16 protein-coding genes and 1 pseudogene are annotated in these 15,584 nt (G+C 46.6%); 13 read left to right on the forward strand and 4 right to left on the reverse strand.

What is annotated here, in order from left to right; genetic code table 11:
* Positions 1-107 precede the first annotated feature (107 nt).
* The 3 genes from SIB74_RS01490 to SIB74_RS01500 all read left to right on the forward strand — a co-directional run bounded on the left by SIB74_RS01490 (position 108) and on the right by SIB74_RS01500 (position 1,795).
* Entirely contained in the window at positions 108-455 is a 348-nt protein-coding gene (locus SIB74_RS01490) for a hypothetical protein (RefSeq protein ID WP_063396269.1), read from the forward strand.
* A 680-nt stretch (positions 456-1,135) separates the two neighbouring features.
* Positions 1,136-1,351 carry a hypothetical protein gene (locus SIB74_RS01495; protein WP_063396267.1) on the forward strand — a complete coding sequence of 72 codons (216 nt, stop codon included), beginning with the start codon at positions 1,136-1,138 and terminating at the stop codon, positions 1,349-1,351.
* A gap of 288 nt (positions 1,352-1,639) precedes the next feature.
* A complete protein-coding gene (locus SIB74_RS01500; RefSeq protein WP_197463301.1) occupies positions 1,640-1,795 on the forward strand; it encodes a hypothetical protein in 156 nt (51 codons plus the stop codon).
* Positions 1,796-2,274: 479 nt separating this feature from the next.
* Here SIB74_RS01500 and SIB74_RS01505 read toward each other — a convergent pair whose 3' ends face one another.
* The gene (locus tag SIB74_RS01505; protein WP_063396266.1) at positions 2,275-3,027 is read right to left on the reverse strand and encodes an MBL fold metallo-hydrolase; all 753 of its coding nucleotides are present in this window, start codon (positions 3,025-3,027) and stop codon (positions 2,275-2,277) included.
* Positions 3,028-3,804: 777 nt separating this feature from the next.
* Here SIB74_RS01505 and SIB74_RS01510 point away from each other — a divergent pair.
* Positions 3,805-4,137, forward strand: a complete 333-nt coding sequence (locus SIB74_RS01510) for a hypothetical protein (RefSeq protein ID WP_036914204.1) — start codon at positions 3,805-3,807, stop codon at positions 4,135-4,137.
* A 430-nt stretch (positions 4,138-4,567) separates the two neighbouring features.
* Positions 4,568-4,690: a hypothetical protein gene (locus SIB74_RS01515; protein ID WP_413681764.1), complete on the forward strand. Its 123-nt coding sequence runs from the start codon at positions 4,568-4,570 to the stop codon at positions 4,688-4,690.
* Between the two features lie 75 nt (positions 4,691-4,765).
* Here SIB74_RS01515 and SIB74_RS01520 read toward each other — a convergent pair whose 3' ends face one another.
* Together SIB74_RS01520 and SIB74_RS01525 are read right to left on the reverse strand one after the other, a co-directional pair.
* A complete protein-coding gene (locus SIB74_RS01520) occupies positions 4,766-4,948 on the reverse strand; it encodes a hypothetical protein (RefSeq protein WP_041384528.1) in 183 nt (60 codons plus the stop codon).
* Between the two features lie 903 nt (positions 4,949-5,851).
* A pseudogene (locus SIB74_RS01525) lies at positions 5,852-6,316 on the reverse strand (secondary thiamine-phosphate synthase enzyme YjbQ).
* 284 nt (positions 6,317-6,600) lie between these two features.
* Here SIB74_RS01525 and SIB74_RS01530 point away from each other — a divergent pair.
* The 3 genes from SIB74_RS01530 to SIB74_RS01540 all read left to right on the forward strand — a co-directional run bounded on the left by SIB74_RS01530 (position 6,601) and on the right by SIB74_RS01540 (position 9,385).
* Positions 6,601-6,945, forward strand: a complete 345-nt coding sequence (locus tag SIB74_RS01530) for a hypothetical protein (RefSeq protein WP_063396264.1) — start codon at positions 6,601-6,603, stop codon at positions 6,943-6,945.
* A gap of 1,000 nt (positions 6,946-7,945) precedes the next feature.
* Entirely contained in the window at positions 7,946-8,119 is a 174-nt protein-coding gene (locus tag SIB74_RS01535; RefSeq protein WP_197463300.1) for a hypothetical protein, read from the forward strand.
* Positions 8,120-8,284: 165 nt separating this feature from the next.
* Entirely contained in the window at positions 8,285-9,385 is a 1,101-nt protein-coding gene (locus tag SIB74_RS01540) for a hypothetical protein (RefSeq protein ID WP_156486135.1), read from the forward strand.
* Positions 9,386-9,482: 97 nt separating this feature from the next.
* Here the strand turns inward: SIB74_RS01540 and SIB74_RS01545 are convergent, their stop codons facing one another.
* Positions 9,483-9,791, reverse strand: a complete 309-nt coding sequence (locus SIB74_RS01545; RefSeq protein ID WP_063396261.1) for a hypothetical protein — start codon at positions 9,789-9,791, stop codon at positions 9,483-9,485.
* Positions 9,792-9,984: 193 nt separating this feature from the next.
* On the opposite strand from SIB74_RS01545, the gene SIB74_RS01550 reads away from it, so the two are divergent.
* The 5 genes from SIB74_RS01550 (at position 9,985) to SIB74_RS01570 (ending at position 15,454) form a co-directional block, all read left to right on the forward strand.
* Positions 9,985-10,686 carry a response regulator transcription factor gene (locus SIB74_RS01550; protein WP_063396260.1) on the forward strand — a complete coding sequence of 234 codons (702 nt, stop codon included), beginning with the start codon at positions 9,985-9,987 and terminating at the stop codon, positions 10,684-10,686.
* A 324-nt stretch (positions 10,687-11,010) separates the two neighbouring features.
* Positions 11,011-12,234 carry an AAA family ATPase gene (locus tag SIB74_RS01555; protein WP_413681765.1) on the forward strand — a complete coding sequence of 408 codons (1,224 nt, stop codon included), beginning with the start codon at positions 11,011-11,013 and terminating at the stop codon, positions 12,232-12,234.
* A gap of 475 nt (positions 12,235-12,709) precedes the next feature.
* The gene (locus tag SIB74_RS01560; protein ID WP_063396258.1) at positions 12,710-13,318 is read left to right on the forward strand and encodes a GIY-YIG nuclease family protein; all 609 of its coding nucleotides are present in this window, start codon (positions 12,710-12,712) and stop codon (positions 13,316-13,318) included.
* A 253-nt stretch (positions 13,319-13,571) separates the two neighbouring features.
* The gene (locus tag SIB74_RS01565; RefSeq protein ID WP_063396257.1) at positions 13,572-13,853 is read left to right on the forward strand and encodes a hypothetical protein; all 282 of its coding nucleotides are present in this window, start codon (positions 13,572-13,574) and stop codon (positions 13,851-13,853) included.
* 107 nt (positions 13,854-13,960) lie between these two features.
* Positions 13,961-15,454, forward strand: a complete 1,494-nt coding sequence (locus SIB74_RS01570) for a DUF4041 domain-containing protein (RefSeq protein ID WP_063396256.1) — start codon at positions 13,961-13,963, stop codon at positions 15,452-15,454.
* Positions 15,455-15,584: the final 130 nt, after the last annotated feature.

Raw genomic sequence — 15,584 nt, forward strand, 5'->3', positions numbered from 1 at the left:
TGAAGAAAAAGGCACTTTCTTGATTAGCGGCATGCAAATTACTTTTGAGCATTTGCGATAGACCCATTCATTTGCGTTGAAATAAGCACCGTTCTTGCGAAGGAATCATGATGCTTTCAGGGCAGGAGTCGCAGAGATGGTGCCTGTTGCTGCAGCTCCTGCTCTGTGGTTTTCTTCCACTACTAGGGATAATTCCTGTAAGAGCGACTCAGCTTCAAGGCCTCACGCCGCTAGCACTCGCATGCTTTCAGTCTGGTCAGCTCAACGCATGCCAAGCCGCTTTATTGCGGGCGGAAGCCCTGCAGAGACGTGCAGGAGCTCAGAGCAACTATCCCTGTCAGACCTTGCTGCTTGGCTTGCAAGCCGATGTGATCATGAGTCAACTTCGAGCTGGACGTGGTGATGATGCTTTGATCATGCTGGAGGAAGTCAGCAACAGTTGTCGAGGTTTGTGATCTAAGAGAGCAGAACTAGTGATCTCTTGAATTGCTTTTAATCTTCTTTATTGTTGCCCCGTCAACCCTGACCTTCAGAGTAAATATTGTCTTGACCCTCGTGCGCTTCTTGATAGCCCAGGGAGGATGCAGCACAAGCCTTGCTCACTGATCCTTGCAGAAGGGCTTGGCAAAGCTGGCCAGAGAAATATTGGGATTCCTATTCTTGGAGCTATAATTCAGGAGTCTTTGTTTTTTATTTCGTTGCAGATAGGAAGCAGTTCATACACAGCTTTTGGAGTAATCACATCTTTTGCTGCTGCTTGACCAATGTCTAAGTTTGTTAACTTTAATCGACCTGTATTGAGACAATGCAATGGTTCACAGCATTTAATCTAGTTTGCCAGTGGCTCTAAAGAACCTTTCCTGCTTGTCTATTGACTTTCAGTATTGAGCCTCTTGCTCGCGATTGGCTCTATGAAAAACTATAATTTTGTTGATTAATGACTTAAAGTATGCGTGCAAACCCCAAGGTATTTGCATACGGGGGCGCTGATAATCATTAGCCCCCTTAATGTTCTGACCTTTCAAGCTTGGCTAGCTGATGCTATAATTGTTTATAAGGGCTAAAAACTCTTCTCCTGCCTCCTTCCATTGTCTACACTTGTTGATGCTGGAAGCAGTGATTTACTTGCTGATTCATGTTCAGAGACCTGCTACTTACGTTGCCTGTTGAGCAAGACATTTTGATTCAAATTGTGTTGGCGTTCGTCGGCCTATTTGTTTGGCTGTGGGCCGTTGGCAGGGGAGGAAGTTGGGCTTTTGGTGCATTTGTAGTAGCGCTTTGGTTCTTGACAGCGATTGGGCTGATTAGCTGGAATTTTTCGGAATGGCAAGCAGCTCAATTCTCCTTATAGATAGAGGCTTGAGGAGAACACATTGGTCTTTCAATCCGCTTGAACAAGCCACAGGCGATGCACTTGTAGATAAGTTCTGAGTTTGTTTCCGTTCAAGCCTTGTGAGCCTTCGCTGCTTGCTAATCGCGCCAACCATGCTTTGCCTGGCTTGAGTCGAGCTGTTCCCTTGCGGTTTCTGGGCGCTTTGTTGGGCTGGGCTCATCAATGAGGCTTTTACTTCAATTCATGTTTGCAACAGCGAAAGCATGAAAAGGCGCTATTCTTGATACACGCGTGCTTTTGCGATCAATGAATTCTGCACTCTCAAGAAGTTCAGGCCTCAACTGGGCTCAGAAGACATTGGCCACTCTGTTTGCGTCGACTCTCTTCATTTATGGCTTGGATCGCACATTACCAGGCGTTCACAACTTCTTGATGGGTGCCTTCTCCTGCCACGGTGGCTGAGTCTCTAGTTTGAATAGTCAATTTGTATTCAAAGACCCGGATTTTTGATCCGGGTCTTTTTTTTTGCGGGCAAAAAAAATCAAAATGGGCTATCAAAATTGCGTTGACGTTCAAGGAACAGCAGATGATCCTTTTAGAAAATAGTTTGCTATTAACACCATAATCCTGATGTGGATTGTGCTCTTCAGATCAAGGAAATTTGCATGAGATGAATCATGTCTATCCCTGTGAAGAGGCTCAATCTCAGCTTCAGCCAGTTTTCGCAGCGTTAAAGCTCAGATCAAAATAACCCCTTCGTTTTCAGGACACGCTCAAGAGATTCCTGCTTTGCTTAGCTGGAGTCGAGACAGCTTTCAGAAGCCTTTGGCCTGAAAGAACGATTGATTGCCAACATCACCTTCTTTTGTCTTTGTCATGGCCTCAATCTCGTCAGTTTGAGATTCTCTTGAGCTTGCTGACGGGGCTCATGAGCTAGATGGTTAAACCAGAGATTGTTTGGAGGTAAGGGCGTAGCGTTTGCCGGGTTCTGGGTCAATGAACTTGACCTGAGCAGGCATCATTTCTGCAACGTCTTTTGCTGATCCCTCCATCTGCATAAAGCTGCTCAGCAGCCCCTCGAAGCGAACATTCCCTCCAGCAGTGCTAGCAAGGACGGTGCTTGGCTCAAATCTTTTGAGCAATTCAGGCAGGACTTGACGGCCTTTCACAAAAGCCCCTGCAAGAGGCAGACCAAGATCAACCACCGGGGTGATCACCGCATCAACGGATTGTGATTCGATTTTGCTGTCGAGAAAACCATGAGGTTCAAGGTAGATCTTGCCATCAGCATGGCTGATGAAATAACCGTTTTCGATCGAGGGCACCATGGCTCCAGCGGTCGCGCGGATGGTGAGTCCAGCGATGTCGGTGCTCTCTCCAGGATGCAATGGCGTTACTTGTGTAAACCCCAAGCGCCCAACTAGTTTTGCGGCCGAGGGGGAGCCAACGATCTTGAGATCCCTGGGAAGAAGTTGCAGTGTTTCTGGGTGGGCATGATCTGGTAAACCCTGGCTTAAAAGCAGCAGATCAAGGTTGTCAGGCACAGCCCAGTCGCGGGGCAGCCGGCCATTCAGCAACCAGGGGCCTGGTGGGAAGGAGAGTTGGCCGGTGAGCCAGGGATCTACTAATACCCTGCACGCACCAAACTCCAGCAACCAACCGTTGGCACCAAAATAGGTCGCTGCCAGGTTCATGATCTGCTCAGGCTCTGAGATCTGACCCTATCGGGGATCTGGTATCGATTGCTGGATGCACCCGTCTTGCAGGTAGGAATTCTTTTAACTGGCAGCTGCCATCTCCTTTTAAAGAGATCATGCTCTGCATGGCGATCAGGTTCAAGTCGCATGCTGTTGAGTCGTGATCTGTCATTGATAGAGCTAGGCATGCGAGCTCTGCCTTAGAACAATCAAATTTTGGTGCAGGTCTCTTTCTCAATGAACTTTCATCCATTGATAACGCCTGCCCTCACAACTAAAGACGACCATCCCAACTTAATCGATTGGCGAGACATCTTCTTCGGAAGTCGAATATTTAGGCGACTCATTAAGAGCCTTTTCAAGGTGGCTGGAAAATAAAAAAAGTATTAATAAGCTAGTAGAGATTGGCTTGAAATTGTGATGATTGTTTGATTTATTGCTCTTGCTAAATTCATCTATCCTCCCTAGGATGCCGCAGATCCAGCTTCATTCTCTTGGTTATTTAGAGAAATCTTTTGATCTGCAAATCTTGTGAAATGATGATATACAATGCATGCTAAATTCGAAGTCAAGCATTTGCAGGCTTTTGCTTTGATGTAGAGATGGCGAACGAAAATCTGGGTAGATCTATTGCTATCACATCAAACTGATCAGATTGTCCGATCGCGAATTCCGTCAGGAATGGCGCCTGTTGTAATTTTTAGCGGAGCCCAGCTTCATTCTTTCTAAATGTGGTAAGGTTCGGCGTCTTCAAGTAAAGGCTGCTAAAAAATTATGCCTCCAGTTCTTGGCAGTTTCGGCTCCCCTGTCATCGTCCTTACCGGGACTCTCGGTTGGCAGTTCTATTTGGTATGTGTCATCGTGATCGTTGGCCTTATCCTCACTGGTTATATCTTGCCCTCTTCCGGGGTGTATGGCTCTCTGAGAGGCTGGGGCACAGGGACTCCATGGCTGGTGGGCATTGTGCTACTGGCTAGCGTTGTGACGGTGGTAGAGGTGGCTCGCGGCCTGGTTGGTCCCTCGTTGGCTGTTGGCCTATTTATGCTCATCCTTGGATTGCTCGTCCTAGACCAGTTGGGTCGGCAACTCTCTAGGTCTGGTGGTTGATTGCTAGCCATTATTCCTTTTGGCTGCTCGCATGAGCAGTTAGATCTAATTGATTGGCAGTTTTCATTTGTGCTTATTGGCTCAACCAATCTTTCAGAAGTATCATCAGTTGATTTAGTTAGCGTTGATATCACTAAAAAGCCCCGCTTTTAAAGTGGGGCTTTTTTTATTGTTTTTTCCCTATAGCGGTGTCTACTTTTTGTTTTCGTGATCCACCGCTTTTGGCAGTTTCTTGCATCTTCATCTGAGAGGCAGTGGACTGGCTTCATGCCAGTCGTTAGTTTGATCACATGGCTAGATTGCTCGGCATGCTTATAGTGCTTTCACTGTCTTCAGGCTGATGTCAGTTACACCTGGGGCTTTAATAGCAGGTGTGCTATCAGCACCAGATCAAACCAACCTTTAGGGATCACCACGAGCATTCACAGTCTTGGCCGTTCTGGTTAAGCAGGGTGGTATTCAGATGCTCACACAAAGCAGTTTTTCTTCTTGCCATCGTCGCTGCTGCGATGGGTCAGAAGAGATCGATGTGCACCTTGAGGCGCCTTCATGAGCTTGGGGCCTTGCCTGATAACTGAGTTTTGCAGAGAAGTCAATGCTGACCTCAAGCTGAACAGCTGCCAATTTCTTAGTGTCCGCACCAGAGTGCACAGGTTGCAGTCACGACAGCGATGACCAGCCCGCCCCATTTGATGACCTTCTGGGGAGCATTGAATGTGGTGCCCACCAGGATTGCGGAAAGGTTGATCACCATGAGTTGATCAGCTGAAGGCGAGATGCCGAAAGGCCCTGCAGTGGCGAGCAAGTTCATAATGAGTGTTGACAGTAAAAAGACATTAGAGCAAATATCCTCTTGGATACAGTTCAGTTGTGTTTATTTTCCTGGGTTGAGTTAGCAAGGCTGCTCCCAATCAGATGGCGACCTAGATAATCAATATTACGTAGACATGAAACTCTTCATGGTAGTCGTGAAACAATTTAAACCCATATGCTATAGGAATACAGGTGGCACCTTGCGCAGGGGGGAATACTTCCTAGGCACCTATTCTTAATAGGGGTGTCAAACTCCATTGCCAGTGATGGAATATTCGCGTCAACACGATCCGTAAGAGGGATGCAAATTCTTAACCCTGCCTGTTAGGGCTTTCTTCTTCAATAGTTAGGGAGTTGTTGAGCTTCACTATCGCCCGATTAAGTTGATTCGTGATAGTAGATAGGGGATTTACGATGGCGAGTCTATTTCTACAATGTTGATTTAACTGCTCAACATGTTAATGGCCATCTTCTAGTAGTTTTGGTTGAGCAGTAGTCACCAGTAGCGACTTGTTTTTAGAAATAACCCATCGTCGATAGGTCTGTATGCCGTAGTGTTTGGCTTTAAGTACTAACCAATTCATGCTGACAGTAAATCTGCTAAATCAAGTGTGCCAAGTTGTTCAGCTTCTGGATATCAGGGGTGTTCAGAATTAGCCCGAGTGATGAGTGTGATTGGCCTCGATAAAAAACTGTGGTGGTATTCCAGCAGCGCTTTCATTGGAGCACCTATCTGATTTTTGTCTTGGCTAGGTGATTGGCCTGTTGACATGCTTTGCCTTGCATTCGTTAGGCACTGGTCGGGAGCAACTCATGGCGATTAGCTCATCACGTTGGTGTTGATCAGGATGGTGTAAAAACTTTGGGGAATTGGTTGATTTTGAGGGATCGTTTTAAGTTTTTAAGCACCCAGAAAGCTCACGCCAACCTGTCGTCGTCGTGGACCGTCTAACTCCACCAGGATGACATCTTGATATCGACCTAGCACGAGTTGGGCATCCTGGACAGAAACCGTGAGGTGATTCCCGAGCAGTAACGCCTGTAAGTGTGCATGGGCATTTCGTGGTTCATCCTCAGGGATATTGGGGCGAAGATGAAGGTCGTTGTGTTTCTAGGTCAGATTTGCTGGGGCCAATTGATTGAGCCAATGCTTGATGTCTTCAAGCAGGCGTTCTTCCCATTCATTCACGATCAGGGCTGTGGTGGTGTGCAGACCGGCCATTACCAGAGCACCCTCTCTGTAACCGTGTTTCTCGATAAGTTGCTGCAGGGGCTCGCTGATGCGATGAAAGGCCAATGGTCCTTCGGTCATCACCGTGATCAGACCCTTATTCAGCTTGAGAGTGTTGATCTCATCAGTAGGCATGGGGCCAAACCTCGTAAGTGATGAAATTAGTTGTATAGCTATTTTGTCGCTGAATATTGGTTCATATGCCAGTCAGTCTTTGCGATCACCGCTGGCTTGTGAACTATGGACACAGCTTTGAGGACTCTTCAATGAGCCATCATTACGTGCCCAAGCCGAGTCAATCGAATGGCACAGTCTTTTCTCCATTAATGATGGGTGCTTTTGATTCCTGAAGTTTATTGAAGGCTGCTTGTCGTTAATGGATGTGTGCGTGATCGTCTAAGTGCGTCAAAAGGAGGTCCATGGCTGCTCTAGTTGTTTTTGTGCTTACTCTTCTTTCTTTTGGGGGCATTGTTTTAGGAGTTGGGGCTTTAATCCTGCTGCTTAATAAAGGTGCAAAGGCTGAGGAGATAAAAGCCCTCCTTGAGGGCATGTGGATTGACCTTAAAGATCTTTTCGTTAGATTTGTAAAATTATATAATCTTCTTGAGGCATTTGTTAAAGAGCTCATTCAGCGTGAATCAGAGGGAATTGATGAAGTTGTAAAAGCTGAAGAACTCACTTCTGTTGAGGTAGTCAGCAACATGGATGAATCCGCAGTTAATGAAATTATTGTTGAAGAGAAAGTCAATAATGATCACTCTTAGGCCTGGACAGGCAAGTCAATGGGTTTAAGAATAGATCGCTATTCGTATATAGATTGCAATCCATGCTCATACTCAATCAGCTACTCCTTAATCGAATCAGCAACAATTTCATATTGATCTCTGCGAAAATGTCTTGGCCTTTTATTGGTGGATCTTTGTGGTTTTTTGAGATACCTTCTGTCTTTGAAATCACTTGCTGGAATACTTTTATTTGACTTACTATTGATTCTTTGATTTTGGATTGATGGCTAACATCCTTGGCGAGCGTAAGTGGATGAATGAATTTGTTTGGCCAAGTAATTGTAAGTGTTGCGAACAGAGTCAAGGAACATGCACGCAAGACTTTCCCTGACTTAAAAGAACAGCTCCTTTAGCTATTTTCCGCTGAAGTACAGAACATCTTCACATTGCACTGCTGCGGGGGGCTAACTAGTGCTGAACCGATATAGCAAAAGTTATCCGCTCAATGATGCATGGCTTTTACCTAAAGGGAAAATTAAGCGTGTTCATTGCAAAAAAGCCGAGGTACGGCTGGAGAATTCTTCAACTCGTTTTCTCTGGCTGCACGCCCCCTGATGGACTCGAACCATCGACCGACTGCTTAGAAGGCAGAAAAATTCACAGTTATACCAAGGGTTTTTGAAGCTATGAATGGACTCTTGGATGTCAGGGGCGCCCTTGGTATCCCCCAAAAAGGCCGATAGTGGTCCCGTTTTAGGGGGTGGGACCACTTTTGAATCGACCGACTGCCTGTGAGGCAGTAATTAAGCCCAGTGGTGATGGGCATTTTTGAGTGATGGACTGGATTCTCGTCAACCGGAGCGCTTTTGCCGGAGCGCAGGTCCACGGCCCGCTGGATGCGCAGCCGCCAGAGCGTTGGACAAGGCGAAGGCAGCAACGCAGAGGCGGAAGCTTGAGGCCCAGGTGGCGCCATGAGCAAGCAGTTCGCCGAGGCCCAATACGAGGGCGAAAGGAACCCGCCAGAGGATGACTATCTGACGTGGGTCGGGTTGGCATTCCTGCTGACAGGACTACCGCGGAGGGAGTGGCTTCATATCTCCGCTTTGGTGGGCGCATCTCTGATCGCGTCCTCAAGCAGTTCGTCTGGCAGAGGCAGCGCTACGAACCCATGGGACAAAAGCGCAGCGACACGGGCAAGCCTTCTGCTAGCTGACCTGCAGCGCCGTTAAAGCCAGTGCTGCCAGTGCTTTTTAATCCCTGTGAGCAACCTCACAGCTGCTGGTGAGGCGGGTCAGCGCTTGGACCGTTGATTCCGCAGATGGTGTGTGCCTCTGAGGGGGAAGCCCTGAAGAGGCAATCAACCAACCACTGCAAACCAATGTTCACTAACTACTCAGCCAAAGCACTAACGCAGAACATTCAGCAAAAGCTTTCACTAGAGAAGGAAACATCAAAAGATGCTTTGAAGGCAAATCAATTCGAAGTCGAACTAGCCTCTCAAGCAAAAGAACTTAATCAGATCTCAACCGATTCTATTGGCTCAGAACTAATCAATACGATAGAGAATTTACAAATAGAGAAAGAGTTGATCAATATTGAGAATATGGAGCGTCAACTGGGGATGAACACTAATGAATCTATTTTCGAACAATTAGGATTTGAAGCATCTGGCCGCGGGAACCGAGATGATTGGAACATGGAAGGCTCCAGTATAAAGGAAATGGCAGACTCTGCATCTTCGTCAAATAAAGTAGGTAGTCATACATCAACAAAACATAATGGTCCATTCTATGGGGATGATTATGTATTCCAGTTGGATGAAAATGGAGAATATGAAAGTTGGTATGTGGATGACGAAGGTTATGCTGTGCCACACTCAGAAGAAGACGCATTCCTGGCGACCGAGGGACAAACTCAGGATAGTAATGATGATGCTCAAAGCATCATTCAGGAAATTTATACGGAGATTGATGGTTGCGATTCTAAAGGAGAGTTAATGTTTCAAACGGCAGTGGTTTCAGTGACTTCTACAGCTGGTGGTACCGTTGCCGACCTTCCAGGAGCCGCTGTAGGGGGAGCCTTAGGCTATGTAGCTTCGGAATCAATCTGCAGAGTGGGAGATGCAATTGCTTATGTAGTGGATAAGATAACGAAGATTGAAGACCCTGAGAATGGATATATTCCTGTTGAATTAGATGAACGTATAGTGGATGCAGTGACTAATTATGATGATATCAAAATGGATACAATTATCGATAATTTGGGCATGATTCGGATTATACCTGCAGAAGACAACCATGCAGGTGGTCCATATACCGGACCATCCATGGGGAACTACATTGGCAGCTCAGGAGGAAGAAGCACTGGCACATGGGGTGATTCAGGTGGTGGAATCACAGAATTTATCGCTGATATGTATGGGACGTTATCAGACAGCATGGGCGGAACAAGTACTGGTGGAGACATTCCATTTATGTGAGTTGAAAAAAAATTTGCAAACAAACTATTGATCAATTTTTAATTGTTTTGCAACAGCCCCTGCTTCGGCGGGGGCTGTTTGATGGCTTCAGACTCACTTATCGAGATCCCCTATCAAGCAACCGCTTCAGTTCAGCCTGCAGCCGTAAGGCGCCAATAGTTATGACGGCAAAGCCAACGGAGGAAAGGGCATGGTCCCATTCGCCGATGATTCCGAAGAAGAAGGGACCAGCTAAAAGGCATCCCCAGAAGACACCAGCACGATTGACTCGGTGTTTATGGCCGGTTTGACGGTTGTGATAGATGTCGTTGGTCGTGTCTGTGTTTCGAGTAATACGTGCTCGTTGCTCAGCCGCTAATTCGGCCAAGTCGACCTCTTCTGCAGGTGGATGGATAGTGATGTTCATTGGTTTGTGCGTGGTTGTTATTGGGGCGAGTCGTGGGGAATACAGCGAGGTCCTCGAAAGACACGCTCAACCAGCCTTGATCTCTTCACTCTCTTCGAATTGCCTAATAAGCTCATCCCCCAATCCAGTGATTTATCTGCTTCTGCTATCCCCCATTTGGGGGGTATGTCTCTAGCCCTGTAGCGTTTGGTCTATGGAGTTCGACCACCACTCAGAAGCTTTAGAGACTGCTCGCAGGAAGTGCCGCGAAGCCTTAGCCGGCAAAACTTCTGTTGCCTGCATGGGGGATCGCTTAGCTCTCAATAGCTTTTGCCTCGTCAAGCCGATCTATGACTCCATTGCCGCTGCATCGACAACACAAGCAGAAGGCATAAAAGCCATTAGCAAGCATCGCCCTGACATCCTTTTCACCTCTGATGACCTAGAGCAGGGATATGGGATCGACCTTGTTAAAGAAGCAAAGCTTGTCTGCGCTGAGATCAAGGCACTGATCTTTCTTAGACGTGAAACAAAGGAAGTCGTCAATGAAGCCTTAGATGCTGGTGCTGATGGCGTGATGTTTGTCTCTTCTGTCGGCACTGGCAATGGCGACTTCATTAATTCACTACTGACGACCCTCAAAGGCGGGATCTACTACCCAGCTGATATTCGTGATCTGGCGCGAGATACCCAACAGCTCAACGATGCCCCTGTTATCGACTGTCAACTCACCGAAAGGGAGATAGAGGTCCTCAATGCAATTGTCGGAGGGCTTTCCAATAAGGAAATCTCAGAATCCCTTTTTGTCTCGACTGAAACCGTCAAAAGCCATGTGAGCACGATCATCAGCAAGCTGGGGGTGCGTGATCGAACTCAAGCGGCAGTCTTTGCGATCAGACATTGCATCGTCGAATGAGCAAACTTAAGGATTTGCCTCCTATATCCAATTGATCAACCCTCAGAGACAATATCTAGATAGGCTTTAGCAAGACGTATCTTCTCCTGCTCAGAGAAAACCTCATCTGTCGGAGAGCAGTTTAGTTTTGCAAGAATTTCATACCTGAATTTATCAAAGTAGTTGATTATTGTTCGTTCCTTACTCATTTTTGTCTAGAAAAGCTTACTAGCAGATTACGGATTTGTCGCTTTTCATCCATCCCCTAAATGGGGGAACACAAAACAAAAGACCACCCAAATGGGTGATTTTAAAAGACGGCGAAATCTTCCATGATGGATTTAGTTGATTCTGTTAAAAATGGCTCATCTTGAATTTGAAGATTCATATGAATTCGAAAAACATGTAGCTCGTCAATGCGAGGAACTTGGCTATGAAGTAGTAATGCCTCCAAAAAACCAGCCAGGATATGATATTGAAATCATTAAAGGCAAAGAAAGAATAGCTGTTCAAGTAAAGTGTTACAAGGCAAAAAGTCCAATCGCCGTTTTGAATAGGTTTATGGACTTTCTTGAACTGCCAATTGCAGCATCATTTACGAGCGGATGGTTAATTACTCAGAGTGGTTTTGGCAAACCTTCCATGACTCTTGTAGAGACAGAGCGTCCGAGCAATCTGATGCTTGGTGTATCGACAGGGAAAACTATTAATTGGAAGTACGATCCAGAAGGCAAGTTGTCACACAATAATGAATCTGATGAGGAACCATCTCACGCAAAGGAAGAAGATGGTGGTACCAAGTATTTTGGTGTTTTCACATGTAAGGGAGGAGTAGGGAAAACCACTGTTGCAGCACATTTAGCCGGCGCATTTGCTCTTATGGGTTTTGATGTGATTCTTCTGGACCTGGACCCAGACAAAAACCTTAGAAAGCTTTTTCTAGAAGATCCAAGTTCAGATGATAACGAGGGTCCTGCTTCTCTTTACGTGCCGCCTCATAAAAGAGACAAAATGGGATCAACAATAACTGTGCTTAATGCTGATCAATGGAATGAACGAGCCTACCCTGAAGTGAAAGTTGTTATATGTGACTGCTCGCCAGTGTTAAATCAAAATCCAGATCACCTTGTTGAAAAGTTTGATTATTGTGTATTGCCGACAACGTTGAATCCGCTGGGAATAGCCAAAGGAGGAGATGTTATAACAAGAACTTTTGCTCATATCAGAAAGAAAAACAAGAAAGCGGAGATGTTCGCTGTTGTGAATTCCTACAACTCTGCGCAATCCTATGAAAGACAAAATAGCACCTTGCTTTCAATGCTAGAAAAATCAATCAGTCAATACAGTCAGACAGATCCAAAATGCCAACTAATACATCCATCATACGCAAAAATAAGACAGAGCAAGTTGTTGCAGTATTGGGGTATGCATATTATCGATGGTTCACCACCTGCTTTAGCCTTCAGGGAAGTGGCAGGAAGAAATTATCCCAGAACAGATTTCCTTCAGTTGGCTGGCTTCCTACAAGACCACACATCTATTATGTCAATTAGTGAGCTAAAACAATAGGGTTTCTGCAAACAAAATATTCTTTAAGTGTATGGATTTGTAGCATTGCAGCTTATTCACACTAGCGAGATACGATAAACATTTCGTCATTATTCACCAGCCCTTGGGCAATCAAGCTATTGACTTCCTCGAGCAAAACAGAGCCAAAGTTTACTCGCCTAGATGCAGTACTGCCTTGCGACGGAGAATGATCAGCAGCTGATGACTCATTTAACCCAACCTTTCCCTGAGCACCACTTACACAATGAGAAATTATTTTCTTGCTACTGCTATTTGGGTTCTGATTTGTGACTTCGTGCCCACCGAAGTTAACACGCTTTTTGGTAGGACCACCTTTCACTATGCGCCTTGTAGAGAATATCTGCAATGACTACCCTCTTATCACATCCCAGAGCCATTTGGCTTCAGTTGAATTGGACGAGCCAGCGTTTTTGCGCACCCGGCTCGTGGAGTCCAACCACTTATAGATGAACTCGTGAACAGATTAGAACTTCCGGCAAAACGCGATAGGCGTCATTTCATAGACGAGTATCGGCCCGTCTTCAAAGAGGCAGAAGAACGCGAAGAGGCAGAACTCGAACGCCTGAAAGATGAGCTGGAAGATAAAATAGCTCTCGAAAGCCTGAGAACGCAACTCAACGTCGAGGATCCAGATACTAAGTCTAAGGAGTTGTTGCCAATCAGAGATGTTGATAGTGAACTGGAAGAGTTGAAGGAAAAGCTCGCCTTGAGTAAAGAACAGGAGAGGATTTCTCGGGAAGGGAGCACTTTCGTAAACAAAGAAGCCTTCAATAAGGCTCGCTCTCCTTCTAACGAGGGATGGGTTTACATCATTCGTTCAACTCATCTTCGCTCTCACGTCAAGATTGGGCTTACTAAACGGGGCAATCCATCCATCCGGATGGAGGAATTGGACAACCCTCAAGTGTTAGGACTGCAGAAGGTCTCTGATCCTGCAGGGGTAGTGAAAGCACTTCATGCGCAATACGCCGATTATCGGCTTCCTCAAAGTGAATACTTCCAATTAGAGCAACGTCAAATCGACGAGGCTCTGCATACCTTGAACAGTCTCTCGAATGACTGATTGATTGGCCGTCCGTCTGCTGACCGTCTGACCCTTCGCGGGTTCCTAACTGACTTACATCAAAACCAATGACATTTACACACGATCCTGCAGATGAAGCCGAAGTCTTCGTGATACGAGGATGCATTCCATTCCCCCTATTGGGGGGCTAGCAGAAGCAGATAAATCACTGGATTGGGTGATGAGTTTTTTAAGCAATGACTAGAGACTGAAAAGATCAAGGGAGACCCCTAGTCAACACTTAATTAAACCAATGACTTTTCTTTCCACATTATTCTCGAAGGTCGCTGATTTTTTCCAACAATCACCTCCTGCAGAGATTGTTGCTCTTGTCCTTCCAGCACGTCGTGATTGCCGCGCACCTCTTTATGTCCAAAAATGGGCAGCGCGAAAACGCTTCAGAGGTGGATCCCTTGTTGACCAAGGGATGGAACATCTACTGAAGCGGGCCGAGCCTGAGCTAGATGACGTCAACCACAACAGGCGGCGCAATCTCGGAGGTCATGCTCCGCATCGTCGTTCTTTCTGGTCTTGACCATTTTCATCTGATGAAGGGGTTTCATGATCTTCTTAATTCCCCCAAATGGGGGTTCCGCCAAGCCCAATGCGGAATGGATGATTATTTGAATCGCAGTCGTATTTATGTTGAAGGCAATCTCCATAGCCGGTCTGACTGCATCCGCAGCTCTCACCATTTCTGCTGCGGTTGTAGATGGGCGTGTGAACAAAAACCTTGGAGTTCTTGGCGGTATCAGCGGTTTTGGTTCAGCTGTTTCAGCTCTAGTGGCCAGCACAGCAACGGATCGCAAATACAGCAAAATCATCGATGCTGAAGCCGAGGCCAAGCGACTTGTAAAAGAAGCGCAAAGCAGGGTCGATGGTCTTCACAGGCAGCTGGCTCATATCGAAAGATCACTCGACAATGCAAACCGAAAATTCAAAGAGCGGACTTCCAAGGCTGCGGCACTTGAGCAAGAGCGTGAAGCCGTGCAGTTCCAGATACAAGAGGCGCAGGACACGCTGGACGAACTCACTCAGTTGATAAAGCTGGAGAACAGTCTCAATGAAGCAGGATTCGCTGCTCGCAGATACATCGGCATGGACTCAACAGCATTAACCATCAAGCTCAAATCAAATCGCGAGCAACAAAAAGATCTCGGGAAGGAATTGCTTGAGGAATGCAAGCGCACGACTTGGACAGTTGATGGTTCAGTAGTTAAAGGCAAAGCGCACGTGAAGCAAACAATGACGGCTTTACTCCGTGGCTTCAACGGCGAATGTGATGCCGCCATTTCCACGCTCAAACACTCAAACGATTCCACGGTGCTTGGGAAGCTAGAGAAGGTTTACAACTTCTATGAGAAAAAAGCCGAGCAGCAGCATATTCCTTGGTCATCTCACCTCTGGCAATTGAAAGAGGACGAGGCCCACATCGTTCATGACAACGAACTTGCAAAACATGCCGAGAAGCAAGAGCAGGCAGAGATCAGACGCCAGATGCGTGAAGAGGAAAGAGCACAACGCGAGATGGAGAAAGTACAAGAAGAGGCAGAGCGGGAAGCGGCTAAATATGCAGACCTCTTAGAGAAAGCTCGCAAAGAGGCGTATTCGGAATCTGAGGAGGGTGCCCATCTCGACAAGATCGCCGAACTCGAGAGACGACTCACCGAAGCAGAGGAAAATCATCAGCGTGCAATGAGCCGGGCTCAGTTGACCCGAAGTGGTCACGTCTATGTGATCAGCAACATTGGATCCTTCGGGCAAAACATCTACAAAGTCGGAATGACTAGACGCCTTGAACCCATAGATCGCGTCAGAGAACTAGGTGATGCATCTGTGCCCTTCCCATTCGATGTGCACGCAATGATCTTCACAGAAGATGCCCCTGGACTCGAGAAAGCCATACACAAGCGCATTGATGAACACCGTCTGAATCTGGTAAACCTCCGACGAGAGTTTTTCTCCATCACGCTCGCTGAGCTTCAAGAAGAAGCAGAGGCTGCAGCCAGAGAGATAGGTGTGACAGCAGAAGTCAGGTGGACATTATTCGCAGAAGCTGAGCAGTACAGGCAGAGCGTTTCAGAACGAGAGGGCGCAGGTCTACCAGAAAGAGCTGAGATGCAAAGCGTGGCATAAAACAATCGCGGAGACGGCCTCGCTTAACTAACCAGCGCCAAAAACTTTGGCTCAGGCAACTGCCATTGAGGCCCGCTCAATTTCCCCCATTTTGGGGAGGCCCTGAGAATCGGTCCAGAAGAGAATTAAA

The sequence above is a fragment of the Prochlorococcus sp. MIT 1306 genome (genome assembly GCF_047304515.1).
Taxonomy (GTDB): Bacteria; Cyanobacteriota; Cyanobacteriia; order PCC-6307; family Cyanobiaceae; genus Prochlorococcus; species Prochlorococcus marinus_D.

Coding starts and splice junctions, on each gene's coding strand:
- SIB74_RS01490 (WP_063396269.1), top strand. CDS start 108: ATGATGCTTTCAGGGCAGGAGTCGCAGAGATGGTGCCTGTTGCTGCAG.
- SIB74_RS01495 (WP_063396267.1), top strand. CDS start 1,136: ATGTTCAGAGACCTGCTACTTACGTTGCCTGTTGAGCAAGACATTTTG.
- SIB74_RS01500 (WP_197463301.1), top strand. CDS start 1,640: ATGAATTCTGCACTCTCAAGAAGTTCAGGCCTCAACTGGGCTCAGAAG.
- SIB74_RS01505 (WP_063396266.1), bottom strand. CDS start 3,027: ATGAACCTGGCAGCGACCTATTTTGGTGCCAACGGTTGGTTGCTGGAG.
- SIB74_RS01510 (WP_036914204.1), top strand. CDS start 3,805: ATGCCTCCAGTTCTTGGCAGTTTCGGCTCCCCTGTCATCGTCCTTACC.
- SIB74_RS01520 (WP_041384528.1), bottom strand. CDS start 4,948: ATGAACTTGCTCGCCACTGCAGGGCCTTTCGGCATCTCGCCTTCAGCT.
- SIB74_RS01530 (WP_063396264.1), top strand. CDS start 6,601: ATGGCTGCTCTAGTTGTTTTTGTGCTTACTCTTCTTTCTTTTGGGGGC.
- SIB74_RS01540 (WP_156486135.1), top strand. CDS start 8,285: ATGTTCACTAACTACTCAGCCAAAGCACTAACGCAGAACATTCAGCAA.
- SIB74_RS01545 (WP_063396261.1), bottom strand. CDS start 9,791: ATGAACATCACTATCCATCCACCTGCAGAAGAGGTCGACTTGGCCGAA.
- SIB74_RS01550 (WP_063396260.1), top strand. CDS start 9,985: ATGGAGTTCGACCACCACTCAGAAGCTTTAGAGACTGCTCGCAGGAAG.
- SIB74_RS01565 (WP_063396257.1), top strand. CDS start 13,572: ATGACTTTTCTTTCCACATTATTCTCGAAGGTCGCTGATTTTTTCCAA.
- SIB74_RS01570 (WP_063396256.1), top strand. CDS start 13,961: ATGTTGAAGGCAATCTCCATAGCCGGTCTGACTGCATCCGCAGCTCTC.